The sequence below is a fragment of the Allobosea sp. OAE752 genome, from assembly GCF_050433265.1.
Taxonomy (GTDB): Bacteria; Pseudomonadota; Alphaproteobacteria; order Rhizobiales; family Beijerinckiaceae; genus Allobosea; species Allobosea spartocytisi.
In genome coordinates, this window is record NZ_JBNPXO010000013.1 from 1 (window position 1) to 25,514 (window position 25,514).

At 67.4% G+C, this 25,514-nt stretch carries 19 protein-coding genes and 1 pseudogene; 7 read left to right on the forward strand and 13 right to left on the reverse strand.

The genetic code is table 11. The features are described from left to right. Both GGC47_RS24730 and fdxA read right to left on the reverse strand, forming a co-directional pair. Positions 1 to 200, reverse strand: a pseudogene (locus tag GGC47_RS24730) (ferredoxin--NADP reductase); the annotation flags it as partial. 124 nt (positions 201 to 324) lie between these two features. Then, entirely contained in the window at positions 325 to 654 is a 330-nt protein-coding gene (fdxA, locus tag GGC47_RS24735; protein ID WP_038365680.1) for a ferredoxin FdxA, read from the reverse strand. Between the two features lie 133 nt (positions 655 to 787). Between fdxA and GGC47_RS24740 the strand changes: the two genes are divergently transcribed. The 3 genes from GGC47_RS24740 (at position 788) to GGC47_RS24750 (ending at position 6,179) form a co-directional block, all read left to right on the forward strand. Further along, complete coding sequence (locus GGC47_RS24740; RefSeq protein ID WP_142021039.1) at positions 788 to 1,987, forward strand: amidohydrolase family protein; 1,200 nt, start codon at positions 788 to 790, stop codon at positions 1,985 to 1,987. A gap of 161 nt (positions 1,988 to 2,148) precedes the next feature. Beyond that, positions 2,149 to 2,646: a (2Fe-2S)-binding protein gene (locus tag GGC47_RS24745; protein WP_112762323.1), complete on the forward strand. Its 498-nt coding sequence runs from the start codon at positions 2,149 to 2,151 to the stop codon at positions 2,644 to 2,646. 35 nt (positions 2,647 to 2,681) lie between these two features. Further along, entirely contained in the window at positions 2,682 to 6,179 is a 3,498-nt protein-coding gene (locus GGC47_RS24750; RefSeq protein WP_142021038.1) for a molybdopterin cofactor-binding domain-containing protein, read from the forward strand. A 61-nt stretch (positions 6,180 to 6,240) separates the two neighbouring features. Here GGC47_RS24750 and GGC47_RS24755 read toward each other — a convergent pair whose 3' ends face one another. The 4 genes from GGC47_RS24755 to GGC47_RS24770 are packed head-to-tail and all read right to left on the reverse strand — an operon-like array spanning position 6,241 to position 9,772. Continuing rightward, positions 6,241 to 6,825, reverse strand: a complete 585-nt coding sequence (locus tag GGC47_RS24755; RefSeq protein WP_112762322.1) for an amino acid synthesis family protein — start codon at positions 6,823 to 6,825, stop codon at positions 6,241 to 6,243. Next, the gene (locus GGC47_RS24760) at positions 6,822 to 7,406 is read right to left on the reverse strand and encodes an amino acid synthesis family protein (RefSeq protein WP_142021037.1); all 585 of its coding nucleotides are present in this window, start codon (positions 7,404 to 7,406) and stop codon (positions 6,822 to 6,824) included. The genes GGC47_RS24755 and GGC47_RS24760 overlap by 4 nt, the downstream gene beginning before the upstream one ends. After that, positions 7,399 to 8,283 carry a UPF0280 family protein gene (locus GGC47_RS24765; protein ID WP_142021036.1) on the reverse strand — a complete coding sequence of 295 codons (885 nt, stop codon included), beginning with the start codon at positions 8,281 to 8,283 and terminating at the stop codon, positions 7,399 to 7,401. Before GGC47_RS24765 ends, GGC47_RS24760 begins: the two co-directional genes overlap by 8 nt. Positions 8,284 to 8,287: 4 nt before the next feature. Continuing rightward, positions 8,288 to 9,772 carry a 6-hydroxynicotinate reductase gene (locus tag GGC47_RS24770; RefSeq protein WP_142021035.1) on the reverse strand — a complete coding sequence of 495 codons (1,485 nt, stop codon included), beginning with the start codon at positions 9,770 to 9,772 and terminating at the stop codon, positions 8,288 to 8,290. A 353-nt stretch (positions 9,773 to 10,125) separates the two neighbouring features. On the opposite strand from GGC47_RS24770, the gene GGC47_RS24775 reads away from it, so the two are divergent. The 4 genes from GGC47_RS24775 (at position 10,126) to GGC47_RS24790 (ending at position 14,907) form a co-directional block, all read left to right on the forward strand. Then, positions 10,126 to 11,343: an ABC transporter substrate-binding protein gene (locus tag GGC47_RS24775; protein ID WP_113252244.1), complete on the forward strand. Its 1,218-nt coding sequence runs from the start codon at positions 10,126 to 10,128 to the stop codon at positions 11,341 to 11,343. Positions 11,344 to 11,504: 161 nt separating this feature from the next. Beyond that, on the forward strand, positions 11,505 to 13,403 hold the full coding sequence (locus GGC47_RS24780; RefSeq protein ID WP_051988297.1) for an ABC transporter permease: 1,899 nt from the start codon (positions 11,505 to 11,507) through the stop codon (positions 13,401 to 13,403). Next, on the forward strand, positions 13,400 to 14,197 hold the full coding sequence (locus tag GGC47_RS24785) for an ABC transporter ATP-binding protein (protein WP_142021034.1): 798 nt from the start codon (positions 13,400 to 13,402) through the stop codon (positions 14,195 to 14,197). Before GGC47_RS24780 ends, GGC47_RS24785 begins: the two co-directional genes overlap by 4 nt. After that, positions 14,197 to 14,907 carry an ABC transporter ATP-binding protein gene (locus tag GGC47_RS24790; protein ID WP_210245594.1) on the forward strand — a complete coding sequence of 237 codons (711 nt, stop codon included), beginning with the start codon at positions 14,197 to 14,199 and terminating at the stop codon, positions 14,905 to 14,907. Before GGC47_RS24785 ends, GGC47_RS24790 begins: the two co-directional genes overlap by 1 nt. Positions 14,908 to 14,929: 22 nt before the next feature. On the opposite strand, the gene GGC47_RS24795 is transcribed toward GGC47_RS24790, so the two are convergent. The 7 genes from GGC47_RS24795 to GGC47_RS24825 form a co-directional block, all read right to left on the reverse strand. Further along, positions 14,930 to 15,403, reverse strand: a complete 474-nt coding sequence (locus GGC47_RS24795) for a MarR family winged helix-turn-helix transcriptional regulator (RefSeq protein WP_142021032.1) — start codon at positions 15,401 to 15,403, stop codon at positions 14,930 to 14,932. Between the two features lie 227 nt (positions 15,404 to 15,630). Next, positions 15,631 to 16,362: an ABC transporter permease gene (locus tag GGC47_RS24800; protein ID WP_112762387.1), complete on the reverse strand. Its 732-nt coding sequence runs from the start codon at positions 16,360 to 16,362 to the stop codon at positions 15,631 to 15,633. Between the two features lie 5 nt (positions 16,363 to 16,367). After that, a complete protein-coding gene (locus tag GGC47_RS24805) occupies positions 16,368 to 17,114 on the reverse strand; it encodes an ABC transporter permease (protein WP_142021031.1) in 747 nt (248 codons plus the stop codon). A 3-nt stretch (positions 17,115 to 17,117) separates the two neighbouring features. Then, positions 17,118 to 17,927, reverse strand: coding sequence for an ABC transporter ATP-binding protein (locus tag GGC47_RS24810; RefSeq protein WP_370955733.1), 810 nt, complete (start codon positions 17,925 to 17,927; stop codon positions 17,118 to 17,120). Positions 17,928 to 17,959: 32 nt separating this feature from the next. Beyond that, complete coding sequence (locus GGC47_RS24815) at positions 17,960 to 18,940, reverse strand: ABC transporter substrate-binding protein (RefSeq protein ID WP_112762314.1); 981 nt, start codon at positions 18,938 to 18,940, stop codon at positions 17,960 to 17,962. Between the two features lie 255 nt (positions 18,941 to 19,195). Then, on the reverse strand, positions 19,196 to 22,345 hold the full coding sequence (locus tag GGC47_RS24820; RefSeq protein ID WP_142021029.1) for an efflux RND transporter permease subunit: 3,150 nt from the start codon (positions 22,343 to 22,345) through the stop codon (positions 19,196 to 19,198). After that, positions 22,342 to 25,506, reverse strand: coding sequence for an efflux RND transporter permease subunit (locus tag GGC47_RS24825; RefSeq protein ID WP_038365703.1), 3,165 nt, complete (start codon positions 25,504 to 25,506; stop codon positions 22,342 to 22,344). Before GGC47_RS24825 ends, GGC47_RS24820 begins: the two co-directional genes overlap by 4 nt. Positions 25,507 to 25,514: the final 8 nt, after the last annotated feature.

Below are 25,514 nucleotides of genomic sequence, written 5' to 3' on the forward strand. Positions count from 1 at the left end.
AAGAACTCCAGCGTCTCGTCATAGTTCGTGCTGGCGACGCTGTAGGCCCGCAGCAAGGGCTTCTCGCCGACCTTCAGCCCGATCATCGTGAACTGGCCGTTCTTGAACCGGAACGTCGTGTCGCGCGTCGTCGTGAAGCTGAACAGCGTATCCGTCCAGTGATGCACGCTCAGGACCTGTTCCTCGTAGAAATGGCTCATCGCATCGTCCTTGAAAGTCCGGCGGCGGGCTGGCGGGTGCCTTCACCGGCGGGTCGTGGGATTCGAGGGTTAAGTTGCTGCCGGATCTCCGTTTCCGACAGAAGAATTGCCGGCAAAGTAAATCCTATGCGTCGAGGGCCTCGGGCAGGAATTGCAGCTTGTCCGGGACGCCCTTCCAATCCTCGGCATCGGCGGGCGCGTCGCGCTTGTCGGTGATGCCGGGCCATTGCGCGGCAAGCCGGCCGTTGAGGGCGACCCAGCGGGCGGAACCCTCGGCCGTATCGGGGATGATCGCCTCGGCCGGGCATTCGGGCTCGCAGACGCCGCAATCGATGCATTCGTCGGGATTGATGACGAGCATCGTCTCGCCTTCGTAGAAGCAGTCGACCGGGCAGACCGCGACACAGTCGGTGTATTTGCAGCGAATGCAGGCTTCCGTGACCGCGTAGGCCATGAGGCTCTCCCTCCTGCTTGACAGGACGAAAAGGGTCCGACAAATTCGTTCGTGTACAAACGATATGACTCGCCGATATGGCTTTGTCAATTGGCGGCGCATAACGTGGAAACGATCAAACCGAGGCGGGCCGATGGCTGAACAATCGACGGCGACAATCACCCCCGACCACAAGCTCGTGGTCCGGAATATCGGCCTCATGCTCAGCGGCGATATCGGCAATCCCATTCTCGAAGCGGATACGCTCATTGCCATCGGCGGCAAGGTCGCGGCGGTCGGTCGGGCCAAGGATCTGGACACCGACAAGGCCGACACCGTCATCGATGCCAACGGCACGGTGCTCCTGCCGGGGATGATCGACAGCCATGTCCACCCGGTCGCGGGCGACTGGACGCCGCGCCAGAACCAGCTCGGCTGGATCGATTCGACCATGCATGGCGGCGTCACCACGATGATCTCCGCCGGCGAGGTCCATACGCCGGGGCGGCCGAGGGATGTCGTCGGGGTCAAGGCGATGGCGATCTATGCGCAGCGCTGCTTCGACGCCTTCCGGCCGGGCGGCGTGAAGATCCATGCCGGCGCGCCGGTGATCGAGCCCGGCATGGTCGAGCAGGACTTCAAGGATCTGGCTGATGCCGGTGTCAGGCTGCTCGGTGAGGTCGGGCTCGGTGGCGTCAAGGATGGCGCCACGGCGAAGCAGATGGTCGCCTGGGCGCGCAAATATGGCATCCAGTCGACAATCCATACGGGCGGCCCTTCGATCCCGGGCTCGGGGCTGATCGGCGCCGACGTGGTGCTGGAAGCCGATACCGACGTTGTCGGCCACATCAATGGCGGCCATACTGCCCTGCCGGACGCGGAGATCCGCTGCATCTGCGAGGGCTGCAAGCGCGGCCTCGAACTCGTCCATAACGGCAATGAGCGCGCCGCTCTCTACACGCTGCGCGTCGCCCGCGAGATGGGCGAACTCAACCGCGTCATCCTTGGCACGGACGGGCCGGCGGGCTCCGGCGTCCAGCCGCTCGGCATCGCCCGCATGGTCTCGCTGCTCTCCTCGCTGGGAGAGGTGCCGGCCGAGATCGCCTTCTGCTTCGCCACCGGCAACACGGCGCGGATGCGCAATCTCGATTGCGGTCTGATCGAGGTCGGGCGCTCCGCCGACTTCGTCTTCATGGACAAGGCCCAGCACTCCGCGGGCAAGAGCTTCCTCGACAGCATCCAGCTTGGCGACCTGCCGGGCATCGGCATGGTGGTGATCGACGGCCTCGTCCGCTCCGGCCGCAGCCGCAACACGCCGCCGGCCGAGAAGGTGCCCTCGGTCCAGGGGCACTGAACGGCCTCGGCTTGGTCACGCCGCCCATCGGCCGATGAGGTTTTCAACGATATAACGATTGCGGCCGATCCGGAATCGTTGTTGTCTCGTTCGTATACGAATGACTTTCGGGGCAGGTGGGTGTCGCGGGACTTGCATTCTCCAGGCGCGGATAGGGTGGGATGAGGCCTGTCGCGCGCGCCTTCACCTTGACCGTCAACGGCGCCGAGCATCGCGTCGAAGGCGAGCCCGACACGCCGCTGCTCTTCTTCCTGCGCAACGACCTTGCGCTCAACGGCCCGAAATTCGGTTGCGGCCTCGGTGAATGCGGTGCCTGCACTGTTCTGCTCGACGGGGTCGCGGCCAGAAGCTGCGTCTATCCGGTTCGCCTCGCCGCCGGCCGCGCCATCGTCACGCTGGAAGGGCTTGGCACGCCGGAAGCCCCGCATCCGATCCAGCAGGCCTTCATCGACGCCCAGGCCGCCCAATGCGGCTATTGCATCAACGGCATGGTGATGACCGCCAAGGCCTTCCTCGACGTGAAGCCTGCGCCGAGCGAGACGGAGGTGCGCGAGGCCCTGCGCTACAATCTCTGCCGCTGCGGAACGCATGTCGAGATCGTGCGGGCGGTGATGCTCGCTGCCGAACGCGGCTGGCGACCCGATGGGGCCGGGCAGTGACGGGCAGGGCGCCTCCACCCTCCCGGCGGGAGCTCTTGAAGCGTGGCGGCGTGATCGCCGTCGTCTCGCCGCGCAAGGACGCCCCCTCGGATGCGGGGCCCGAGGAGGGGCTGGACCTGCATGTCTGCGTGACCGGGGAAGGGCGGGTGTTCGCCTTCTGTGGCCATGTCGATCTCGGCACCGGCATCAGCACGGCTTTGGCGCAGATCGTGGCCGAGGAGCTCGATTTTCCCTTCGATGCGGTCGAGATGGTGCTGGGCGATACGGCCGAGACGCCCGACCAGGGCGCGACGATCGCGAGCGAAACGATCCAGGTCACCTCGATCCCGATGCGGATCGCGGCAGTGCAGATCCGCCGGCAGCTCGTGTCGCTCGCGGCTGCTGCCCTCGATTGCCCGGAAGAGGAGATCGGAATCCGTGCCGGCACTCTTGTCCGGCGCGGCGAGGCGGGCTCTTCGCTTAGTCTCGACGCGCTGCTCGGCAACCGGCGCATCCTGCTGCCGCTGGCCGAAAGCGCGGCCTTCAAGCCGGTCGAGCGCCACGCCATCGTCGGCAAGCCGGTCGAGCGGGTCGATATTCCGGCCAAGCTCACCGGGCGTTTCACCTATGTGCATGACGTACGCGTGCCGGGCATGCTGCATGGCCGGGTCGTGCGCCCGCCCTATGCCGGCCTCGATGGCGGGGATTTCGTCGGGCACAGCCTCGAAGCGGTCGAGCACGAATCCATCGCCGATATCCCCGGCATTCGCGCCGTGGTGGTCGAGGGCGATTTCATCGGCATCGTCGCCGAGCGTGAGGAGCAGGCGGCGGCAGCGGCGCAGGCCCTCAGGACGCATTGGAAGTACTGGCCGGCGCCGGCCGATCTGCGCGATGTCGAGAATGCGCTCCGCGCGCATCCGGCGACGCCCCGCAAGCTGGTCGACGAAGGCGATGTCGAGGCGGCGTTGCTGACCCTCGAGAAGCGGCTCGACCGGACCTATGTCTGGCCCTATCAGATGCATGGCTCGATCGGGCCGTCCTGCGCCGTCGCCGATGTGCGGGAAGACGGCATCACCGTTTGGGCCGGCAGTCAGAATCCCTATCCGCTGCGGGCCGACATCGCCTTGCTGACCGGCCTGCCGGCGGAGCGGATCGAGATCGTTCGCCACGAGGCGGCGGGCTGCTATGGCCGCAACTGCGCCGACGACGTGGCGGCCGATGCGGTTCTGCTGTCGCGGGCCGTGGGCGCGCCGGTACGGGTGCAGCTCACCCGTGAGCAGGAGCATCTCTGGGAGCCGAAGGGCGCGGCTCAGCTCATCGACATCGCCGGCGGGCTCGGGCCGGGCGGTTCGCTCGCGGCCTATGATTTCCATACGCGCTACCCCTCCAATGCGGCGCCGACGCTGGCGCTGCTGCTGACCGGGCGCATCCCCAACACGCCGGCGACGCTGAAGATGGGCGACCGCACCGCGATCCCCTCCTATGCCTATGAGAACATGCGGATCACGGCCTATGACATGCCGCCGATCGTGCGTGCCTCCTGGCTGCGCGGCGTCTCGGCTATGCCCAACGTCTTCGCGCATGAAAGCTATATCGACGAGCTGGCGCATGAGGCGGGCGTCGATCCGGTCGAGTTCCGCCTGCGCCACATCACCGATGCGCGTGCCGCCGAGCTGGTCGAGGCGACGGCCGCCCGCGCCGGCTGGGAGCCGCATGTCGGGCCGCGCCTGCGGGCCGAGGGCGATGTCCTGCACGGGCGCGGCTTCGCCCAGGCCCGCTATGTCCATGGCAACTGGCCGGGCGTGGGGGCCGCCTGGTCGGCCTGGGTCGCGGATGTCGCGGTCAATCGCGCGACCGGGGAGGTGACGGTCAGCCGCGTCGTGGTCGGCCAGGATACCGGGATGATGGTCAACCCGGCTGGCGTGCAGCACCAGATCCACGGCAATGTCCTGCAATCGACCAGTCGTGTGCTGCGCGAGGAGGTGACCTTCTCGGAGACCACGGCCGTCGCCGCGCGCGACTGGGGCGCCTATCCGGTGCTGAGCTTCCCGGAGCTGCCGGCCATCGATGTGATGCTGATGGATCGGCAGCAGGAGCCGCCGCTCGGTGCCGGCGAATCCGCCTCGGTGCCGAGTGCGGCGGCCATCGTCAACGCGGTCTATGATGCGACGGGAGTGCGCTTCCGCGAATTGCCGCTGACGCCCGAGCGTGTGCTGGCCGGGCTGAACGGGCGCCCGGCACTGGCCCCGCCGCCCGCCCGGGGAGGCCGACGCGGCCTCGGCTTCTGGGCCAGAATCGGCGGCATGGCTGCTGCCGCCGCGACGTTTGCGGCTGTCTCGCTGCCGCTCGCGCCGGAGATCGCACCCATTGCCCGGCCGGACCCCGCGACATGGTCCGCAGCCACCATCGAGAAGGGGCGCCAGCTCGCCGCGCTCGGAGCCTGCGCCGTCTGCCATACGGGCAGGGACGGCGTGCCCTATGCCGGCGGGCTCGCGCTGGAGACGCCCTTCGGCACGGTGACGAGCACCAACATCACGCCCGATCCCGAGACAGGCATCGGCAACTGGTCCTATCCCGCCTTCGAGCGGGCGATGCGCGCCGGCATCCATCGCGGCGGGCGCCATCTCTATCCCGCCTTTCCCTATGCGAATTTCGCGAAGACGAGCGATGCCGATCTGCAGGCGCTCTATGCCTTCCTGATGTCCCAGACGCCGGTCATGCGGGTGAATGAACCGAGCCGGCTCATCTTTCCCTTCAACCTGCGCCCGCTGATGGCCGGCTGGAACCTGCTGTTCAACCGGGGCAAGGAAGCGAAGCCGGAACCGGCCCGCACGGCCGAATGGAACCGGGGGCGCTATCTCGTCGACGGGCTCGGCCATTGCGGCGCCTGCCATTCGCCGCGCAACGCGCTCGGCGCCGAGAAGGGCGGCATGGCCTATCTCGCCGGTGGTGAGGCCGAGGGCTGGGAGGCGCCGGCGCTGACGGGCGCCTCGCATTCTCCGATCCCGTGGAGCGAGGCGGATTTCTACACCTATCTGCGCAGCGGTCATGCCGCGAACCACGGCACGGCATCCGGTCCGATGGCGCCCGTCATCGCGGAACTCAAGGAGTTGCCGGACGCCGATATCCGCGCCATGGCCATCTATCTCGCCTCGCTCGGCGCCTCGCCTCCGGAGCCCGAGATCGCGGCGCGCACCGAGGCGATCCTGAAGGCGACGGCATCGGCCGCCAATCCCGGCACGTCGCGGGCCGCGCGACTCTATGAGGGGGCCTGCGCCGCCTGTCATGAAACCGGGCGGATCGCGCCGCTGGCCAATCAGGGGCCGGCGCTGGGGTTGAGCTCGAAGCTTCACGCCGCGACGCCGGCCAATCTCGTCAACCTGCTGCTGCAGGGCGGAAGTCACGGCATGGGCCAGATGCCAGCCTTCGGAAACGCGCTCGACGATGGGCAGGTCGCTGAACTCGCGAGCTATCTGCGCAGCCGTTTCGCGCCGGAGAAGCCGGCTTGGAACGGGGTGGAAGCGGCTATCGCAAGGGCACGCAAGGCCCCTTAGGGGACCGCGCCCCTTACCCCAGCCCTCTCCCGCAAGGGGAGAGGGAGATAGGTGTACCGCCTCAGCGCAGCCCGTCCTCGCCCTTGATCTCGTCGGTCTTCAGGCCGCCGACGCGCGGGAGCGGGCGCCCGGCGCTGGTCAGCACGATCGCGACCATGATCTCGTTGGCGCGCGGCGCGTCGGGAATGCGCACCTCCATGCCGTCGAAATGGCTGCGGACATAGGCCGCCGCCTTGTGGCCGAGCGGCACGTCCAGCACCACGCCGAGCGAGCCGCGCTTCTTGCTGGACGGGATCAGGGCAGGGGCCTTGCCGAGGAGCTTGCGCAGCGGCGCGCCGAGCTTGGGATGCAGGATCGCGGCGGCGTGCTCCAGCTCGCCATCCTCGCCGACGGCGGCGGCCTTGCCGTAGCCTTCGACCTGCTCGCCCGGAATGCCGAGCGCCGCCAGCGCATGGCGGCCGAGCAAATCGCCCAATTCCTCGCCGATCTCGATCAGCGGCGCGAGGTCCGCCTCGTAGCGTCCGGCGAAGGGGTTGGCGATCACCGCGACGGCGGCGGCCCGGCGCACGGCCGGTTCCACCGGGCGGCCCATCTCCGAGCGGGTCTCGTCGAGGATGGTGACGAGCTTGCGGATTCTGGCGCTCATCGCAGGCCGTCCTCCCCCTTGATCTCGGAAGCTTTCAGGCCGCCGACGCGGGCATGGATGCGCGCGCCCGTCGTCATCACCAGCGCGAGCAGCATTTCATCCGCCTTCGGCGCGTCGGTCAGCCCGACCTCGAAGGCGTCGAAATGGCTGCGGACATAGGAAGCATTGATATGGGTGACGGGGATGTCGAGGCGCGTGCCGGGCCCGCCGACCTTCTTGGTCGAGGCGACGATCGCCTTGGCGTCGCCGAGGATCTCGCGCATCGCATAGCCGCCCGGCACGTGCCAGAGCGCGCCGTGCTCCAGCTCGCCGGCCGCGCCGACGATGGCGCCCTTGCCGTAACCCTCGATCGCCTTCGGATCGCCGCCGAGCGCTTCGAGAAGCTGCTTCGCCAGCGAGAGGCCGAACGGCTTGAGATCATCCATGAAACCCTGGATATCCGCGACGTAACGCCCGGCGAAGGGGTTGGCGATGACGGCGAGCGCCGCGCCGCGTCGCAGCGGCGTGGCCGGGGCAGGGCCGCCCTCATGGAAGATCGTCTCGACGACAACGGCGAGCTTGCGAATGGCGATCTCAGGCATGGGCCAGTTTCCTCCGGGTGATATCGGCCAAGGTGGGCAAAGCGAGCGTGCGGGTCCTGCCCTGGAGATGGATGGCGCAGGAGCGGATGAGCCGGCGCGCCTGCAATCCGGCGGCCTGGTCCAGCCCGGCGGCGAGCGCTTCCGCGATCTCCGCTTCGGTGAGCCGGCCGACATGGCGCGTCACGGGAATGTCGCCGAGGTCGCTGTCCGACTGGATCGTGTCGGCCGGAACCCGGACGACGGCCGGATGGCCCGGAAGATCGACGGCATTGGCGATGACGGTCGCCGCCGCATCGGCCATGGCGGCGGTGGGCGCCAGCACCGTCACCGCTTCGGCGATGCCGCGCGAGAAGCTGCGGCCGGGATAACCGCTGGTCGCGACGCCGCCGATGCCGTCGGCGGCCGAGATCGTCGTGGTTCCGAACAGGTTCGGCCGGTCGGGCCGGTCGACGAGACCGATGCGGAAATGCTCGCCTTGCGCCAGATGCAGCGCGATGTCGCCGCCATTGTTGACGAAGGTGCGAGTCAGCGGCGCGGCCGCGAGCATGGCGCCGAGAATCTCCTCGGCGACGGACCCGGCCACGGCGGCCATCGGCGTGATGAAGCCGGCTCCGGCGAACGGAGCCACGGCCGCGTGCATGCGCTGCGCGACCACGCCCTCCGGCGTGGGGCTTGCCTCCGTCACGGGCATGCGCAGCAGAGTGAGCTCGCCGCAGAGTTCCGCCAGAAGCCCATCGAAACGATGCAGAGCGGCCTCATGGGCCATCCGCACGGCGTCGGCGCTGCCCTCCGCCTGAATGACCAGATCGATCGGCCCCTGCTGGAGCAGCAGGCGCTTGCCGTCCGGCAGGAAGCGCGCTGAGGGCCGCTCGAACATCGCGCTACCCGTGCGAGTGCCGCGTGGAATGCGGTGCGAACGGCCAGGGATTGTCCTGGTGCTGCGGCAGCTGGAGGCGCCCGCCGCGCTTGAGCTCGCTCAGCGGCTGGACATGGTCCATATGGCCGCCGAGCTCGCGATAGTCCGAAAGCTTCATCGTGAACTCCAGCGGTGCGACCAGCGCCGGTGTTGGCACATAGCCGAAGGCATTCTCGGGCAGGCGCGTGACATCCACCATGAAAGTAATGCCGCCGCCCGGCCAGATATAGACCGGCGCGCCGCCGCAGGTGACATAGGTCAGCGAATCCTTGACCGAGCGCGTCAGCCGGACCGGGTTCTCGGTCACGCCCGCCCGCAGCGAGCCGCCGGCGCCGCCGATGAACAGCACGGTCGACAAGGCGGGTTCGCAATTCTCCGCGATGCGCTCGACCGGCTCGCGCAGCGGCACCGGGATGTCCATCTCGACCGGCCGCAGATTGTCGTCCAGCTCGTAATAGGCGGCGTGCTCGCCCGTGGTCGAGACCATCAGCAGGCGCAGGCCCGGACGGGCGGTCTTCGGATCGAAGGGGCCGAGGATGGCGAGCGGGTCGCTGATATTGGTGCCGCCCCAGCCGGTGCCCGGTTCGGCGACCTGGAAATAGCGGCCGGGCGTCGAGCGCCGCCCCTTGAGCTTGATCCCGGTCGGCTCCATGCCCAGCAGCTTGCCGGCCTGATGCTCGGAGAGCACGCCCGTGATGTGGTCGTCGACGACGACGACCTCGTCGACCTTGCCATGCCATTGCTTGGCGAAGATGCCGATGGTGGCCGAGCCGCAGCCGACCCGCATCCGGCTCTCGGCCACGCCGTTGACGATCGGGGCCTTGCCGGCCTGGACGACGACCGTCTCGCCGCCGTCGATCGCCATCTCCACCGGCTTGCCGTTGCAGAGCGACAGCAGCGTGTCGCAGGTGACGCGGCCCTCCTTCTTGGAGCCGCCGGTGAGGTGGTGCACGCCGCCGAGCGAGAGCATCTGCGAGCCGTACTCGCCCGTCGTGACATGGCCGACGGCCTCGCCCTCGACCCGCACCGTCGCGGTTTCCGGGCCGAGGAAGCGGTCGGTGTCGATTTTGATCTTCACGCCGCAATAGCTGAAGATTCCCTCGGTCACGACCGTGACCATATCGACGCCGTCGACCTCGGAAGAGACGATGAAGGGCGCCGGCTTGTAGTCGGGATAGGTCGTGCCAGCGCCGATGGCGGTGACGAAGGTGCCCTGCGGGTTGAGGATGTCGCCGCTCCATTCGCGCTCGCCCGCGAAAGACACGACGTCGCCGCCCTGGCCGATCCTGCGGTCGAGCACGACATGCGGATCGACCCGCACCAACGTGCCGTCGACATTGCCGTAGCGATCGCAGGCGCCGACCGCTCCGGGTTTGATGAAGCACATCACCGGGCAGGCATCGCAGCGAATCTTGTCGTCAACGGCCAATGTCGTCGCGTCGGAGCTCATGCTCGCACCCCTGGCGCCGGAAACGCGCCGCTACATTATTTGTATGCAAACAATTTAGCCCTGCAAGCCCGCGCCCGTCAACACGATCGCTGCGCGGGAAGAGCGGGGCTTTCGCCGCTCAAAGCGCGCGAAATACCGGGCGCGGCAATAATGCGGCGATTTTAATCACGCCCTGCCTTCACAAGCCGCGAAACCGAGTTGACACGCTGCTTCGAACTCATCAACTTCGTAGGTATACAAACATTAAAACCATAAAACTTGGAACGGAACGGCGCAACGGCTAATGACGAACGGCTGACCCTCGGCGACAACGCCGAGTCCCGGCAGCCGGATCGCGAACGGGGGAGATTGGCATGACAATGGATCGCAGGCGTTTTCTGGCAGCCGCTTCCGGAGGGGCTGCCGTGCTCGCCGCTCCGTCGCTGGTCCGGGCGCAAGGCGCCGGCTCGATCAAGATCGGCGAGATCAACAGCTATACCGCCCAGCCCGCCTTCCTGAAGCCCTACCGCCAGGGCTGGGAGCTGGCGCTAGAGCAGGTCAACGCCGGCGGCGGCGTGCTTGGCCGCAAGATCGAGACGATCTTCCGCGACGATGCCGGCAAGCCGGAGGATGCCGTGCGCCACGCCGGCGACCTGATCAACGCCGAGAAGGTCGATCTGCTTTCGGGCGGCTTCCTCTCGAATGTCGGCCTCGCGCTCACCGATTTCGCGCTGCAGAACAAGCGCCTCTATGCGGCTTCCGAGCCGCTGTCGGATGCGCTGGTCTGGGCGAAGGGCAACCGCTACACCTTCCGCTTGCGACCCTCGACCTATATGCAGGCGGCGATGCTGGTCGAGGAAGCGGCCAAGCTCAAGGCGCGGAAATGGGCGCTGGTCGCGCCGAACTACGAATATGGCCAGTCGAGCATCAAGTGGTTCAAGGAACTGCTGAAGAAGGCCAGGCCCGATGTCGAGTTCGTGGCCGAGCAATATCCGGCGCTTGGCCGCATCGATGCCGGCGCGACCGTGCAGGCGCTCGAGGCCTCCAAGCCCGAGGCGATCTTCAACGTCACCTTCGCCGTCGACCTGACCAATCTCGTGCGCCAGGGCAATACGCGCGGCCTGTTCGAGGGGCGCGACGTCGTCTCGATGCTGACCGGCGAGCCTGAATATCTCGACCCGCTCGGGGCGGAGACGCCGACGGGCTGGATCGTCACCGGCTATCCCCATGCCGATCTGGCGACGCCGGAACACGTCAAGTTCCGCGACGCCTACAAGGCCAAGTACAACGACTATCCGCGCCTGGGCTCGGTGGTCGGCTTCGACACGATGAACTCGATCGCGGCGGCCCTGGCCAAGGCCGGCACCACCGACAACGAGAAGCTGATCGACGCGATGGAGGGGCTGAAATTCCCCTCCGCCTTCGGTTCGGCCGAATATCGCGCCGTCGACCATCAGTCGACGCTCGGCGCCTTCGTCGGCAAGACCGCCCTCAAGGACGGCAAGGGCGTGATGGTCGACTGGCGCTATGCCGACGGCGCCAAGTACCTGCCATCGGACGACGTCGTGAAGACGATGCGGCCGGCAGGCTGAGTTCATCGCGTTTCCGGCATATGAACCTCCGTCATCCCGGACAAGCCGCGAAGCGGCGCTGATCCGGGATCCATCGGAGGGGGCTGTGCTCTACAATGGATCCCGGATCGACCTGCGGTCGTCCGGGATGACGGCAGAGCTTTGACCTGGACATCGGCAGAATGTTCGACCTCATTCTCACGCAGACATTGAACGGGCTGGCTTCGGCCTCCTCGCTGTTCCTCGTCGCCTCCGGGCTGTCGATCATCTTCGGCGTCACCCGGATCGTGAACTTCGCTCATGGCTCGCTCTACATGCTGGGCGCCTATATCGGCTGGACGCTGGTCACCTGGCTGGGTCCGACGAGCGGGCTTGGTTTCTGGGGTGGTGTCGGGCTGGCGGCACTGCTCGTCGCCATCATCGGCGTGGTGATCGAGGTCGCGATCCTCAGGCGGATCTATCAGGCGCCGGAGCTGTTCCAGCTTCTCGCCACCTTCGGCGTGGTGCTGATGATCCAGGACATCGCGCTGGCCACCTGGGGCGCAGAAGACAAGCTCGGGCCCCGCGCGCCCGGCTTCAAGAGCTTCGTCATCCTGTTCGACAACCGCTTCCCCACCTATGAACTCCTGCTGATCGCAATCGGCCCGCTGGTGCTCGCGCTGCTCTGGTTTCTGTTCCAGAAGACGCGCTGGGGCACATTGGTGCGAGCGGCGACGCAGGATCGCGAGATGGTCGCGGCGCTCGGCGTCAACCAGCGCCTGCTCTTCACCTCGGTCTTCGCCTTCGGGGCCGGCCTCGCCGGGCTGGGCGGGGCGCTGCAGCTCCCGCGCGAGGCGGCAACCTTGCATATGGACCTGTCGATGATCTCGGAGGCCTTCGTGGTCGTGGTCGTCGGCGGGCTCGGCAGCGTGACCGGGGCCTATCTCGCGGCGGTGCTGATCGGTATCCTGCACGCTTTCGGCATCCTGATCTTCCCGAAGATCACGCTCGTGCTCGTCTTCCTGGTCATGGCCGTGGTGCTGGTGGTCAAGCCCTACGGCCTGATGGGCAGGCGCCCCGTCGGCGCCGCGCGCGGGACGGCGACGGCCGAGCCGCTGCTGCGGCCGGCCGACCGGGCGGCCAAGCTCGCCGGCCTCGTCGCGCTCATCCTGCTTGCCGCCGCGCCGCTGGTGACGCCGGACTACCTGCTGCTGACGCTGACGGAGCTCGTGATCTTTGCGCTGTTTGCCGCCTCGCTGCATTTCATGATGGGGCCGGGCGGCATGGCCTCTTTCGGCCACGCCGCCTATTTCGGCCTCGGCGCCTATGGCGCTGCGCTCGCCGTGAAATGGCTGGGCGCGCCGATGGAGCCGGCGCTGATCTTCGCGCCCTTCCTGGCCGGCATCGCGGGCGTGGTGTTCGGCTGGTTCTGTGTCAGGCTGTCCGGCGTCTATCTCGCCATGCTGACGCTCGCCTTTGCGCAGATCGCCTGGGCGACGGCCTTCCAATGGGTCGAGCTCACCGGCGGCGACAACGGCATCCTCGGCGTCTGGCCGTCGCATTGGGCAGTGTCGAAGACGGCGTTCTACTATCTCGCGCTCGCTATCTGCGCGGCCTGCGTGGTCCTGCTCAGGGTCATGGTGTTCTCGCCGCTGGGCTATGCGCTCCGCGCCGCGCGCGACAACCCGCTCAGGACCGAAGCGATCGGCATCGACACCATGCGCGTGCAATGGGTCGCCTTCACCATCGCCGCCTTCGCGGCCGGCATCGCGGGAGCGCTCTTCGCCTTCTTCAAGGGCTCTGTCTTCCCGACCTATATGGCGATCCCGCGTTCGGTCGACGCGCTGCTGATGGTGCTGCTCGGCGGCGTGCAGACCGTGTCGGGTCCGATCGTCGGCGCCTTCGCCTATGCAGGGCTCAGCGAACAGCTGATGAAGATGACGATGTACTGGCGCTTCACGCTGGGGCTTTCGATCGTGCTCCTCGTCGTGCTCTTCCCGCGCGGACTCGTCGGCGGCTTCCTCGCCCTGCGCGAGCGGCGCGATCGAAGCGACAAGGACGGTGCCGTCGTAACCCGGCTCGCGACGGAGGGCGCGCCATGAGCGCCGTCGTTTCTCCCCGGGCGGCAGTCGCCGACGAGGCCGTGCTGGTCGCGCGCGATCTCGCGAAATCCTTCGGCGGCGTCCATGCGGTGCAAGGCGTCTCCTTCTCGGTCGAGGCTGGCCGCATGGTCGCGCTGATCGGCCCGAACGGCGCCGGCAAGACCACCTGCTTCAACATGCTGGGCGGCCAGCTCAAGCCGGATCGCGGCGAGGTCATCCTCGCCGGGCAGGCGATCACGGGGCTCAAGCCCCGCCGGGTCTGGCGCCTGGGTGTGGGCCGCACCTTCCAGATCACCGCGACCTTCACCTCGATGACCGTGCGCGAGAACGTGCAGATGGCGCTGATCTCGCAGGAGGATGGCGTCTGGAATCCGTTCCGGCCCGCCCGGACGCGCCATGTCGCTGCGGCGGACGCCCTGCTCGCACAGGTCGGCATGCGCGAGCAGGCGGAGCGGGCCTGCGGCGTGCTCGCTTACGGCGACCTGAAGCGCGTCGAGCTTGCCGTCGCGCTCGCCAACCGGCCGAAGCTCCTGCTGATGGACGAGCCGACCGCCGGGATGGCCCCGCGCGAGCGCGTCGAGCTGATGGCGCTGACGGCGCGGATAGCGGCGCAGAAGCAGATCGCCGTGCTGTTCACCGAGCACGACATGGACGTCGTCTTCGCCCATTCCGACCGGGTGATCGTGCTCGATCGCGGCCGGCTGATCGCCGACGGCACCGCCGAGGCGGTGCGCCAGGACCCGCAGGTGCGGGCGGTCTATCTCGGCTCCGGCGCCACCTCGGGAGGCCATTGATGAGCGCCCTTCTCGAAATCTCCGGGCTCGACGCCTATTACGGGCGCGCCCATATCCTGCAGGGCGTTGGCTTCGGCATGGGCCGGGGCGAGGTGCTGGCCCTGATGGGGCGCAACGGCGCCGGCAAGTCGACGACGATGAAGGCGGTGATGGGGCTGGTGCCCCCGGCGCGCGGCGAGATCCGCTTCGACGGCCAGCGCATCGAGGGTCGCGAGCCCTTCGAGATCGCGCGCATCGGCATCGGCTACGTGCCGGAGGAGCGGCGCATCTTCTCCGAGCTTTCGGTGATGGAAAACCTCTCCGTCGGCCAGCGCCCGCCGCGCGAGGGCGTGCCGCACTGGACGCCCGAGCGGCTCTTCGCGCTCTTTCCGAATCTCGGGCGGATGCGCGACCGGCCGGGCGGGGCGATGTCGGGCGGCGAGCAGCAGATGCTGACCATCGCGCGCACGCTGATGGGCAATCCGCGGCTCGTGCTGCTGGACGAACCCTCGGAGGGGCTGGCCCCGCTCATCGTCGAGGAGATGGCGAAGACCATCCTGGCGCTGAAGGGGGAGGGGCTGAGCATCCTGCTCTCCGAGCAGAACCTGCATTTCGCCGGCAATGTCGCGGATCGCGCCGCGATCATCGAGAAGGGCATCATCCGTTTCACCGGCACCATGGCCGAGCTCAAGGCGGATGAGGCGATCCGGGCGCAGTACCTGTCGGTCTGAGCGGCCGTCCGGATTTACAGCGTCAGCAGAGCTTCGCCAGTAGCAGCGAGAGTTGCTGCGCTTCCTTCTCTGTCAGGGGCTGCAAGGTCGCGGCCGTGATCGCCGCTGCCCGGGCGAAAAGCTCCGGCATGAGCGCGCGTCCCTGGTCGCTCAGCCGGATCAGAACGCGCCGCTGGTCGTTGGGGTCGGGCAGGCGCTCGACCAGGCCGCGCTCGGCCAGCCGGGTGATCACACCCTTGATCGTGGCGGGGTCCATCGCGGTCAGGCGACCGAGCTGGTTCTGGGAGATCTCCTTGCTCGCGGCGAGCCTGCTCAACGCGGCGAACTGGGTCGGGGTCGGGCCTCCGGGCCCGATCGTCTGCTGGAAGATTGCGATATGGCGCTGCTGCGCCTTCCGCATGAGAAAGCCGACCTGCTCGTCGAGGACATATTTCGCGTTTTCTTTCGACTGAAGCGACGCGTTTTCCGCCACGGCTGAACGCTTCCGCGTCGACATCGGGGCTGCCTCCCAAAAACTCTTGCGTATCACATTTCCGGCGGTGGCCTCCGCGCCACGACCTCGACCGTGAATCGATAGCCCGATTCCGCCTTGTTGGACATTCGACCTTGGCCTGTCTCTATCCATTGGCGCCGCACGCGGCATCGAGACGGGAGTGTCCGCGGAAGGCGTCCGGTTCCGGGGCCGGACCCGGTCAGGTTGAACCAGCCTGACCGACATATGCGTTAGCGATAGCCCATTCTCCGGTTGAGCAGGAGGAGCAGGCTGTTGCACGTCACCGCGACGATGGTCAGCAGCAGCGCCACCGCCATGATCGTGTCGATCTGGCCGATGTTGATGGCGCTGATCAACATGAAGCCGAGACCGCGCTGGGAGGCGAACATCTCGCCGATCAGCACGCCCAGCAGCGTGAGCGAGAACCCCAGCCGCACGCCGGAGATCACCTCGGGAAGGATCGCGGGCAGGATAACCGTGAAGGCCGATTGCGCAGAGGACAGCCGCAGCACCTGCGCGGTGCGCCGATAGACCGGCTTCATCTGCCGGATCGCGTTCATCGAGAACAGGGTGATCGGGATCAGCCCGTGCATCACGCCGAAGGCGATCTTGGCCGAGATGCCGAGGCCGAAGCAGAGCAGCACCAGCGGGTAGAGCACCACCTTGGGGATGGAATAGAGGTTGACGAGGATGGGCTCGGCGACGTTGCCGGCAAGCCGGCGCACCCCGAGCAGGATGCCGAGCGCGATGCCGCCGACCAACGAGATCAGGAAGGCGGCGGCGAAGGCGCGCATGGTCTCCGCGACGTTCTGCCAGAATTCGGCGGTCGCCAGCAGCGAGCCCAGTTTCACGACCGTCTGGAAAGGAGAGGCCAGCGAGGAGGCGCCGACGAGGAGATGGAGCGTCTGCCAGAGCAGCAGGCAGAAGAGCAGGACGAGGGCGGTACCGGTGATCCTCGGCATGGCGATCACCGCTGCCTGCGCGCCTGAAGGCGCTTGTCGACATGGTTGAGCGCCGTGTTGACGATCGTGACGGTCACGAGGATCAGCAGCATCAGCGCGTACATGTGCCGGTTCTCGAAGTTGTTGTAGGCATAGGCGATCGCATAGCCGAGCCCCGAGCCCGACAGGATGAATTCCGAGGCGATCACGCCGATGAAGGCATAGGCGACCGACAGCTTGACGCCGGTGAAGAGGTAAGGGGCCGCGGCCGGCAATTCGATGAGCAGCGCCGTCTTCCAGCGCGGCATGCGATAGATCCGGGCGGTCTTGCGCAGGACGCGCGGGATCCTGTCGATGCCGTTCAAGGTGGCCGTGATCATCGAAACGATCGCCAGCAGCACGGCGATGGCGATGATGGAGGCCGAGCCGACGCCGAAAAGGGTGATGAACACCGGATAGAACACGAAGGTCGGGATGGCGTAATAGCTCGCCAGCAGCGGCTCGAGCGCGTCGCGCAGGCCAGGCCAGGCGTGGATCGCCAGCCCCGCGACGAAGCCGAGGATCACCGAGAGCACCGCCGCGACGACGACATTCGTCAGGCTCACCACGATGTCGGAGGCGTATTCGCCCGAGGCGAGAATCCGGCCGAGCTCCACCACCATCTGCGACGGCGGGATCATGACCGCGAGCGGAATGATGCCCACCCGGCACATCAGCTCGACGGCGCCGATCAGCAGAGCGACGACCAGGACCCGCAGGCGCTTCTCCGACATGGCTCAGGCCTGTCCCGACGACATGATCTTCAGCGCCTCGACCCGCAGCTTGTCCCAGAGGCGGGCGGTGATGTCGCCGAAATGCGGGGTCGAGACGACGCGGCTGTCGCGGTCCCGCTCCCAGCCGGTCTCGACGAAATCGATGAAGGTTCCCGGCCGCGTCGACATCACGCCGACCCGATCCGACAGCATCGCCGCCTCGTCCAGCGCGTGGGTGATGAGCAGCACCGTCGCGCCGGTCTCGCGCCAGAGCCGCAGCAATTCGTCGCCCATCAGCAGCCGCGTCTGCTGGTCGAGGGCGCCGAAGGGCTCGTCGAGCAGGATCAGCCGGGGCTGCATCACGAGTGTCCGTGCGATGCAGACGCGCTGGCGCATGCCGCCGGACAGCTGTGCCGGGTATGAGGCGGCGAAGTCGCGCAACCCCATGAAGCCGACGGCGTAATCGACGCGCCGGGCGATTTCCGCCGGGTCGATGCCGGCACGACGCAGACCGAAGGCGACGTTGTCGCGAACGCTGAGCCAGGGGAAGGAGGCATCTTCCTGGAAGACTACGCCGACGCCGTCCGGCACGTCCCGGATGGGCGCGCCCTCGAATTCGGCGACGCCCGCCTGCGGCCGGCTCAATCCCGCGAGAATGTCGAGCAAGGTGGATTTGCCGCAGCCGGAAGGACCGACGACGGAGAAGAACTCGCCCCTGCCCAGGTCGAGGTCCACGGGGCCGAGCGCATGCAGCTTGCCCTTGGGAAGGTCGAAGACCCGGGTGACGCCGCGGAGCCGGACGTGAACGGCGGCGGGAACCTCGGATATCGCCAAAGAGTCGCTCCGTGCCTTCACCGCCGCGCCGATCATGACTTCGCCTGCAGATCGGGCGGCAGGTAGGATTTGTCCAGGATCGTGGACCAGTCGATGTCGCTCTTGACCTCGCCGATCAGCTTCAAGCCCTCGACCATGCGGTTGAGCTCCTCGACACTGAACTCGCCCTCGCTCCACATATGCGGGCCGATCATGTTGTCGACGGCCTCCCTGGCGATCGGCGGGTCGAGCTTGTAGATCTTTTCGATGATCTTCGCAGTGCCCGCAGGGTCCTGGTAGACGGCCTGCACGCCGGCCCTGCGGCCCGCGATGATGGCCCTCAGCTTCGCCGGCTGCTCCTGCGCGAATTTGCGTGTGGTGATCCCCACCGATGTCGTCATCGGCTTGAGGACCTCGCCGGCCTTGTAGACCGTGCGATACTTGTCCTTGCGGATGATCGACAGCGGCTCGATGAGCACGGAAGCGGCAACGCCGCCCTGTTCCATCATCGTCAGGGCCGGGACATAGCCGCCGGCGGCGACCCGCTGAACCTTGCCCGGATCGATGCCCTTCTCGCGAAGGACCATCAGGAAGAGCATTTCCGAAACGGATTTCGGCGAAGTGATCGCGACCTTCTTGCCGATCAGATCCTCGAGGCTCCTGATGCCGGAATCGGGCATCGTCACCATCGAGGCCTCGGCCACGCTGCGCGTGCCCGTGTTGACGATGACGACGTCGAGGCCTTGCGCCTTGGCGGCGAGCGCCGCTGAGACCGCGACTTCGCCATAGGGCGTGTCGCTGGCGAGGATGTTGCGGACCGTGGTGCCGCCCCCGCCGGAGCCGAGAATGCCGGTGATGTCGATGCCGGCCTGCTTGAACAGGCCCTTCTCCATGGAGACCGCATAGGGGGCGCCGTAGAGGCTCGCGCCCCATTGCGTCACCGAGATCTCTTCTGAATTCGCACTGGACTGAATAAAGAGTGTCGCCAGGGCGACCAGGGCACTCCGCACCTTCCGGTCGGATACGAATTTCATGGCTCTCTCCCGGCTCATCCGCGGCCGCCTTTTGACGTTTCCGCGGGTCTGAAATTCATTTGTATGCCAATAAAAACGCCGATCGGGCGCCTTGTCAATCGAAGGATTCGAGGCCGACTTGGGCCCAGCTTGGGCTCACCTTGCCGGGCCACCTTGGGCGGCCGCGCTGGCGAGGAAAAAATCGACATGAGACGGGAAAGCCTTCCGGTTTCGGCGGCCGGCTCGACATGACGGGCCCGGGCGATGGATGGTCGATCAGGTCGCCTCGACCTGGTCGGTGCGGCTTCCCGGCAATCCCTGCTCCGACGGACGCCGGCGGGCACTCAGCTTGCTCATCCAGAGATAGATGATCGGGGTCGTGTAGAGCGTCAGGATCTGGCTGAGGATCAGGCCGCCGACGATGGTGATGCCGAGCGGGCGGCGCAGCTCCGCGCCGGGGCCTGTCGCGATCATCAGAGGGACCGCGCCGAGCATGGCCGAGAGCGTCGTCATCAGGATCGGCCGGAAGCGTTCCAGGCAGGCGTCGAAGATCGCCTCGCGCGGGGTCTCGCCGCGCTGCCGCTCGGCGCTGATCGCGAAATCGACCAGCATGATGCCGTTCTTCTTGACGATGCCGATCAGCAGGATGATGCCGATGAAGGCGATGATGGTGAGATCGGCGCCGGCGATCCGCAGCGCGATCAGCGCGCCCAGGCCCGCGGAGGGCAGGGTGGAGAGGATCGTCACCGGGTGGATCAGGCTCTCATAGAGCACGCCGAGGATGATGTAGACGGCGAGGATCGCGACCAGGATCATCATGCCCTGGCTGCCGGCTCCTTGCGTGAAAGCCTTGGCGTCGCCGGCGAATTCGGCGCGCAGCGAAGCCGGCATATGCAGCGCCTCGACCGCGGCGACCACGGCATCGCTCGCCTCCTGCAAACCGACGCCGGGGGCGAGATCATAGGTGATCGTCACCGCCGGGAACTGGCCCTGATGGTTGATGACCAGCGGCGCCGTGCCGCGCTCGACCTTGACGAGGCTGCGCAGCGGCACCTGCGCGCCGTTGCGGCCGGGCACGTAGAGATCGAGGATGTCGCCCGGATCGCGGCTGCGTGAGGGCGCGACCTCGAGGACGACCCGGTACTGGTTGCGCGCGCCGTAGATCGTCGAGATCTGGCGCTGGCTGAAGGCGTCGGACAGGACGTTGTCGATGTCCTGGATCGCGACGCCGAGCTGCGACGCCTTGTTGCGGTCGATCACGACATTGGCCTGCAGACCGCCCTGTTCGCGATCGGTCGCGACGTCGACGATCTCCGGCAGCGTGCGCAGGCGCTCCAGCACCTTGGGCACCCATTCCTCCAGCTCGGGCAGGTTCGGGTCCCAGAGCGTGAACTGGTATTGCGAGCGGCCCTGCCGCCCGCCGGCGCGGACGTCCTGGATCGGCGTCAGGAAGATGCGCAGGCCCGGAATCGAGCCCAGGCGCCCGCGCAGGCGGTTGACCACCTGCGCCGAGCTCAGGCCGCGCTCCTCCAGCGGCTTCAGGCTGACGAAGAAGCGCCCGGTATTGACCGAGCCGCTGCCGCCGCCGATGAAGGAGGCGACGCCGAGCACCGCGGGATCCGATGCAACGACGGCCGCGCCCCGCTGCTGGAGCTGCGCCATCGCCGGGAAGGAGATGTCGGTCGAGGCCTGGGTGAAGCCGATGATCAGGCCGGTGTCGTCCTGAGGGAAATAGCCCTTCGGCGCGCTGCGGAACATCTGCACGGTCAGCGCGACCGTCGCGATCATCACGATCAGCATGAACCAGCTATGCTGCAGCACGACCCTGAGCGTGCTGGCATAGAAGCGCGTCATCGCAGAGAGCACGCTCTCCACCGCCCGGTCGAAGCGGCTCGGCACATGCGGCCCGGTCTTGAGGAAATGCGCGCAGATCATCGGCGTGACGCTGAGCGAGACCGCCGTCGAGACCAGGATGGCGAAGGTCAGCGTCAGGGTGAATTCGCGGAAGAAGCGGCCGGCCACTCCGTCCATGAAGAAGAGCGGAATGAAGGCCGCGATCAGCGACAGGCTGATCGAGACGACGGTGAAGCCGATCTGGCCGGCGCCAAGCAGGGCGGCGCGCAGGGGCGACAGGCCGCGGGCGACGTTGCGCTCGATGTTCTCGATCATGACGATGGCGTCGTCCACGACGAAGCCGACCGAGATCGTCACCGCCATCAGCGAGAGATTGTCGAGCGTGAAGCCGGCGAGCCACATCGCCGCGAAGGTGCCGGCGATCGAGAGCGGCACGGTGACGCCGGCAGCGACGGTCAGCGTCGTGCGCCGCAGGAACACGAAGACGACCAGCATCACCAGGGCAATGGAGATCAGCAGCGTGTGCTGGATATCCGCGATCGAGGCGCGGATCGTCACCGTGCGGTCCGACATGATCGAGAACTGGATGCCGGCGGGCACCCATTTCTGGATCTCTGGCAGCAGCGCCTTCACCCGGTCGACCGTGTCGATGACGTTGGCATCGGCCTGCTTGGTCATGGTGATGAGGATGGCCGGCTTGCCGTTGTACCAGCCGGCGGCGCGGCTGTTGCGTACGCCGCGCTCCACCGTCGCGACATCGGCGAGCCGGACCACGGTGCCCTTGGCCGAGCGCACGACGATGTCGCCGTAATCCTCCGGCTGCCGGATCTGGTTGTTGGCGGAGAGCGTCTCGCTCTGGTGCGTCCCGTCGAAGGAGCCGACCGCGGACACCGTATTGGCGTTGACGATGGCGGTGCGGATCGTGTCGAGGCTCAGGCCCATGGCGGCAAGCTGGGCCGGGTCGAGGCGCACGCGGATCGCCGGCTGCTCGGCACCGGCGACCGTGACCTCGCCGACGCCTTCGACCTGGGAAATGCGCTGGGCGATGACGGTGTCGGCCGCGTCGTACATCGCGCTCGGCGTCATCGTGTCCGAGGTCAGCGCCAGGATCAGGATCGGCGCGGCGTTGGGATTGGCCTTGCGGAACTGCGGCAGCGTCGGCAGGTCGCCCGGCAGGTCGGTCGCGGCGGCGTTGAGCGCGGCCTGCACGTCGCGGGCGGCGCTGTCGGTGTTTCGCGTCAGGTCGAATTGCAGCACGATCTGGGTCGAGCCGAGCGAACTCGTCGAGGTGATCTCGGTGACGCCGGGGATCGAGCCGAGCCGCCGCTCCAGCGGCGCGGCAACGCTGCCGGCCATGGTCGCGGGGTCGGCGCCGGGGCGGCCGGCGAAGACGCGGATCGTCGGGAAGTCGACGCTCGGCAGGCTCGCCACCGGCAGGAACATGTAGGCGACCATGCCGACGAGGAAGAGGCCGATCGCCATCAGCGCGGTGCCGACCGGACGCAGGATGAAGGCGTCGGAGAGACCGCGCACCGTCTTCCAGCCCTTGTCCTCCTCGGGCGCGACGCTCATTCGGCCGCCTCCGGCCCCGGATAGGGCACGACGCCGTCACGGCCGCCGCCGAGGCGCCGGCGCAGCCGTTCCAATGCCAGGTAGATCACCGGCGTCGTGTAGAGCGTCAGCAACTGGCTGAGCAGCAGGCCGCCGATGATGGTGATGCCGAGTGGCTGGCGCAATTCGCTGCCGGTTCCGGTCGCCAGCGCCAGGGGCAGGGCGCCGAAAAGAGCCGCGAGCGTCGTCATCATGATCGGGCGGAAGCGCAGCCGGCAGGCCTTGACGATGGCGTCCTCCGGCGAAAGGCCCTCGTTGCGTTCGGCATCGAGCGCGAAGTCGATCATCATGATCGCGTTCTTCTTGACGATGCCCATCAGCAGGATGATGCCGATCAGCGCCACGATCGAGAGCTCGCGGCCTGTCACGATCAGCGCGAGCAGGGCGCCGACGCCGGCCGAGGGCAGGGTCGTCAGGATCGTGAAGGGGTGGACATAGCTCTCGTAGAGCACGCCGAGCACCAAATAGATCGTCACGATGGCGGCCAGGATCAGCCAGGGCTGGTTGGCGAGCGAGCGGTTGAACTCGGCCGCGTCGGCGCTGAAGCTGCCCGAGATCGAGGTCGGCATGCCGATTTCCCGCTCGACGGCGGCGATCATCGTGACCGCATCGCCCAAAGCCGCGCCCGCCGCGAGGTCGAAGCTGACGGTCGCGGCCGGAAACTGCTCCTGATGGGCGATCGAGAGCGGCGCCGTCTCGCGGATCAGGCGCGTGAAGGAGGAAAGCGGCACCTGCACGCTGTTCTGCGTTACCGTGGTGTTGCCAGCGCTGTTGGTCTGCCCCTGCGTGTTGGTGTTGCCGGTGACGTAGAGCTTCGTCAGCGACGAGGGATCGCGCAGATATTGCGGCGCGGCCTCCAGGATCACGCGGTACTGGTTCGACTGCTCGTAGATCGTCGCGATCTGACGCTGGCCGAAGGCGTCGTAGAGCGTGTCGTTTACCGCCTGAATGGAGATGCCGAGCCGCCCGGCCTTGGCCCGGTCGATCTCGACATGGGCGCGCAAGCCCCCGTCCTGCGTCTCGTTGGCAACGTTGCGCACCAGCGGCTCGCGGCGCAGCGCTTCCGAGAGCTTGCGTGCCCATTCCATCACCTGCGCCTGGTCGGCGCCGGTCAGCGTGTACTGATATTGCGAGCGGCTGGCGCGTGTCGTGATCTGGATGTCCTGGACCGGCTGGACATAGGTCACGGCGCCGGGGATCGCGGCGGCCGCGGCCCGGAGCCGTTCGGCGATCGTCACGGCGTCGTCGCGGCGCTCGTCCTTGGGGCGCAGCGTCACGGTCAGGCGGGCGGTGTTCAGCGTGGCGTTGGCCTGGCCGATGCCGAGCACGGAGACGATGCCGGTGACATCGGGGTCCCGCTCGAAGGTCTGCGTCACCTGCTCCTGCAGCCGCTTCATCTCGTTGAAGGAGACGTCGGGTGAGGCTTCGAGGACGACGCTGAGCTGGCCGGTATCCTGGCTCGGCAGGAAGCCCTTGGGAATGACGATATACATCCACACCGTCAGCGCGAGGGTCGCGACGGTCGCCAGCAACACGAGGCCGCGCGCCTTCAGCGCCCAGCCGAGCGTCACGTCGTAGAGCCGGGCCATCGCCGAGACCGGCCATTCGGCCGCGCGCATGAGCCAGTTCTCGCGCTCATGCCCGGTATGGCGCAGCAGGCGGGCGCACATCATCGGCGTCAGCGTCAGCGAGACCACTGCCGAGACCACCACCGCGATGGTCAGCGTCAGGGCGAATTCGCGGAACATCCGGCCGACGAGACCGGTCATGAACAGCAGTGGGATGAAGACCGCGACGAGCGAGACGGTGAGCGAGATGACGGTGAAGCCGATCTCTCGCGCGCCGTCATAGGCGGCCTGCAGCGGCTTCTTGCCCTGCTCCATGTTGCGCACGATGTTCTCGATCATCACGATCGCATCGTCGACCACGAAGCCGGTGCCGATGGTCAGCGCCATCAGCGAGAGGTTGTCGAGGCTGAAGCCGGCAAGCCACATCACCGCGAAGGTCGCGATCAGCGACAGCGGCAGTGCGACGCCGGCGATGATCGTCCCCCGGACCGTCCGCAGGAACAGCAGCACGACCAGCACCACCAGCGCACAGGCCAGCACCAGGGTGAACTGCACGTCGGCGATCGAGGCGCGGATCGTCTCGGTGCGGTCGCTGACCACCTGCAGATCGACGCCGGCCGGCATGCCGTTCTTCAGGCGCGGAATTTCCTGCTTCACCTGCGCGACCGTGGCGACGATGTTGGCGCCGGGCTGGCGCATGACGTCGATCACCACCGCCGTCTTGCCGCGGAACCAGGCGCCGATGCGGCTGTTCTCGAGGTCCTCCAGCACCACCGCCACATCGCGCAGGAAGACCGGGGCGCCGCTGCGATAGGCGACGACGATGTCGCGATAGGCCGCGGCGCTGCCGATCTGGTCGTTGGCGCTGATCGTGTAGGCCTGATGGTTGCCGTCGAGCGCGCCCTTGGCGCCGGCGACATTGGCGTTGACGATGGCGGTGCGCAGATCCTCCATGCCGAGCCCGTAGGAGGCGAGCCTGGCAAGGTCGGCCTGGATGCGGATGGCGGGACGCACGCCGCCCTCGATCGAGACATGGCCGACGCCGGAAACCTCGGAGAGGCGCGGGGAGAGCAGCGTGTCCGCAAGATCGCTGAGCTGGCGCAGCGAGACGGTGTCCGAAGTCAGCGCCAGCACCATGATCGGCGCGTCGGCCGGATTGATCTTCGCATAGGTCGGCGGGTAGGGCAGGGTGCGCGGCAAGGTGGAGCCGGCTGCGTTGATCGCCGATTGCACGTCCTGCGCGGCGGCGTCGATGTCGCGGTCGAGGTCGAATTGCAGCGTGATCTGGCTGAGGCCGAAGGAGCTCTGCGAATACATCGTCGAGAGCGAGGGGATCTGCCCGAACTGGCGCTCCAGCGGGGCGGTGACCAGCGAGGCGATGGTCTCAGGGTTCGCGCCCGGCAATTGCGTGGTGATCTGGATCGTCGGGAAATCGACCTGCGGCAGGGCCGAGACCGGCAGGCGCAGATAGCCGAGGATGCCGCACAGCAGCACGGCGACGCCGAGCAGGGAGGTCGCGATGGGCCGGCTGATGAAAGGCGCGGACACGCTCATCGCGGCTG

Bases quoted from the DNA above. Each gene is read 5' to 3' on its own strand.
- fdxA (WP_038365680.1), bottom strand. From the start codon at position 654: ATGGCCTACGCGGTCACGGAAGCCTGCATTCGCTGCAAATACACCGAC.
- GGC47_RS24740 (WP_142021039.1), top strand. From the start codon at position 788: ATGGCTGAACAATCGACGGCGACAATCACCCCCGACCACAAGCTCGTG.
- GGC47_RS24745 (WP_112762323.1), top strand. From the start codon at position 2,149: ATGAGGCCTGTCGCGCGCGCCTTCACCTTGACCGTCAACGGCGCCGAG.
- GGC47_RS24755 (WP_112762322.1), bottom strand. From the start codon at position 6,825: ATGAGCGCCAGAATCCGCAAGCTCGTCACCATCCTCGACGAGACCCGC.
- GGC47_RS24760 (WP_142021037.1), bottom strand. From the start codon at position 7,406: ATGCCTGAGATCGCCATTCGCAAGCTCGCCGTTGTCGTCGAGACGATC.
- GGC47_RS24765 (WP_142021036.1), bottom strand. From the start codon at position 8,283: ATGTTCGAGCGGCCCTCAGCGCGCTTCCTGCCGGACGGCAAGCGCCTG.
- GGC47_RS24770 (WP_142021035.1), bottom strand. From the start codon at position 9,772: ATGAGCTCCGACGCGACGACATTGGCCGTTGACGACAAGATTCGCTGC.
- GGC47_RS24775 (WP_113252244.1), top strand. From the start codon at position 10,126: ATGACAATGGATCGCAGGCGTTTTCTGGCAGCCGCTTCCGGAGGGGCT.
- GGC47_RS24780 (WP_051988297.1), top strand. From the start codon at position 11,505: ATGTTCGACCTCATTCTCACGCAGACATTGAACGGGCTGGCTTCGGCC.
- GGC47_RS24785 (WP_142021034.1), top strand. From the start codon at position 13,400: ATGAGCGCCGTCGTTTCTCCCCGGGCGGCAGTCGCCGACGAGGCCGTG.
- GGC47_RS24790 (WP_210245594.1), top strand. From the start codon at position 14,197: ATGAGCGCCCTTCTCGAAATCTCCGGGCTCGACGCCTATTACGGGCGC.
- GGC47_RS24795 (WP_142021032.1), bottom strand. From the start codon at position 15,403: ATGTCGACGCGGAAGCGTTCAGCCGTGGCGGAAAACGCGTCGCTTCAG.
- GGC47_RS24800 (WP_112762387.1), bottom strand. From the start codon at position 16,362: ATGCCGAGGATCACCGGTACCGCCCTCGTCCTGCTCTTCTGCCTGCTG.
- GGC47_RS24805 (WP_142021031.1), bottom strand. From the start codon at position 17,114: ATGTCGGAGAAGCGCCTGCGGGTCCTGGTCGTCGCTCTGCTGATCGGC.
- GGC47_RS24815 (WP_112762314.1), bottom strand. From the start codon at position 18,940: ATGAAATTCGTATCCGACCGGAAGGTGCGGAGTGCCCTGGTCGCCCTG.
- GGC47_RS24820 (WP_142021029.1), bottom strand. From the start codon at position 22,345: ATGAGCGTCGCGCCCGAGGAGGACAAGGGCTGGAAGACGGTGCGCGGT.
- GGC47_RS24825 (WP_038365703.1), bottom strand. From the start codon at position 25,506: ATGAGCGTGTCCGCGCCTTTCATCAGCCGGCCCATCGCGACCTCCCTG.